Origin of the sequence: Microbacterium sp. I2 (assembly GCF_051364985.1) — a bacterium.
Lineage (GTDB): Bacteria > Actinomycetota > Actinomycetes > Actinomycetales > Microbacteriaceae > Microbacterium.
In genome coordinates this window covers 1-1,556 of the sequence record NZ_JBLWIH010000030.1, presented here as the reverse complement: position 1 = coordinate 1,556, position 1,556 = coordinate 1, and the positions used below count along the sequence as shown (strand labels likewise).

The window sequence follows — 1,556 nt, the reverse complement described above, 5'->3', positions numbered from 1 at the left end:
TCGGCGTGCCATTGGACGGCGCGGGACAGGACGGCGCGTTCGACGTAGGCGCCGCGGGCTTGGAGGTCGGCGGCGGTCATGGCGTGGTTCACGCGGGCGACGTCCTGCTCGATGATGGGGCCCTCGTCGAGGTCTTTGGTGACGTAGTGGCTGGTCGCGCCGATGAGTTTGACGCCGCGTTCTTTGGCTTTGCGGTAGGGGGCGGCGCCGATGAAGGCGGGCAGGAAGGAGTGGTGGATGTTGATCACCGGCACTCCGACGGCGTCGAGGAAGTCCTCGGAGATGATCTGCATGTAGCGGGCGAGGACGACGAAGTCGACGTTCCCCTTCAGCAGCTGCAGGATCTTCGCCTCGGCCTCGGACTTGTCAGGCCCCTGGGAGTGGATGTGGAAGAAGGGGATCCCGAAGGAGCGGACGTCTTCGGCGGTGTTGGTGTGGTTGCTGATCACCATCGGGATGGTGACCGGCAGCTCGCCGCGGCGGTGGCGCCACAGCAGTTCCAGCAGGCAGTGGTCGCTGGTGGAGGCGAGCACGGCCATCCGCTTCGGGATGGACTGGTCGGTCAGCGCCCATTGCATCCCATACGGGGTGAGGGTCTTGTCCAGGTCGGCTTCGATCTCGGGGATCGCGGCGGCCAGGTCGGGGCGGTGGAACACGACGCGCTGGAAGAACGCGCCGCCCTCGGGGTTGTCGGAGTACTGGTCGAGGGTGACGATGTTGCCGTGGTTGCGGGCGATCAGCGCGGTGACGGCGGCGACCAGGCCGGGCTGGTCGGGGCCGTGGACGATCAGGCAGGCCTGATCGCGGAGGGCTTCGGTGTGCGGCGACATGAGTGCGGCCGGGGTTTCAGGACTGCGCGGCGATGTACTCGCGGGCCCACTGGGAGGTCGCGAGCAGCCCGCCGAAGGTGTAGAAGTGCAGCTTCACCGGACCCGATGCCGGGTCCTGCGCGAGCAGCTCGGACAGGTCGGACACGAACCGGTCAGGTCCGGCGGTGCCCATCAGGTTGGTCAGCGAGAACCCGTACTTCTTCACGATCATCGCGTTCGCGCCCACCCCGAACCGGCGGGCGAAGTTGATCAGTCGTTTGATGCCGGCGGGGCCGGGGGTGCCGATGCGGATCTGGGTGTCGATGCCACGGGCACGCACCTCCTTGATCCATGCCGTCACCGGGTCGGTGTCGAACGCGAACTGGGTGAGGATCACCGAGTCCAGCCCCTGCTGCGCCAGCGACAGCGCCTTCTCGTCCAGGTGACGCCACAGCACGTCGGTGGCGATGTCGGGGTGTCCCTCGGGGTACCCGGCGATCGACACCTCCTTCACACCGTATTTCTGCAGCAGCCCGGTCTGGATCACGCTCAGCGAGTCCGGGTAGGGTCCTTCCGGCTCTGCCGGGTCGCCGCCGACGGCGAACACGTGCTCGCTCGCGCCGACCTCCTGCAGGCGGCCGAGGAACTCCTCCAGCTGGTCCTGCGACGCCAGCCGGCGCGCCGAGATGTGCGGCACCGGGATGAACCCGAGATCCTTCACGGCTTTGGACGCCGTGACCCGCATCT

At 67.7% G+C, this 1,556-nt stretch carries 2 protein-coding genes; both read right to left on the bottom strand.

All coding sequences use genetic code 11. The features are described 5' to 3' along the window. The coding region (gene purU / locus ACLKM7_RS19715; RefSeq protein ID WP_436449003.1) for a formyltetrahydrofolate deformylase at positions 1-830 on the bottom strand (830 nt) is incomplete at its 3' end. A gap of 16 nt (positions 831-846) precedes the next feature. Beyond that, on the bottom strand, positions 847-1,556 hold a 710-nt coding region (locus ACLKM7_RS19710), incomplete at its 5' end, for a methylenetetrahydrofolate reductase (RefSeq protein ID WP_436449002.1).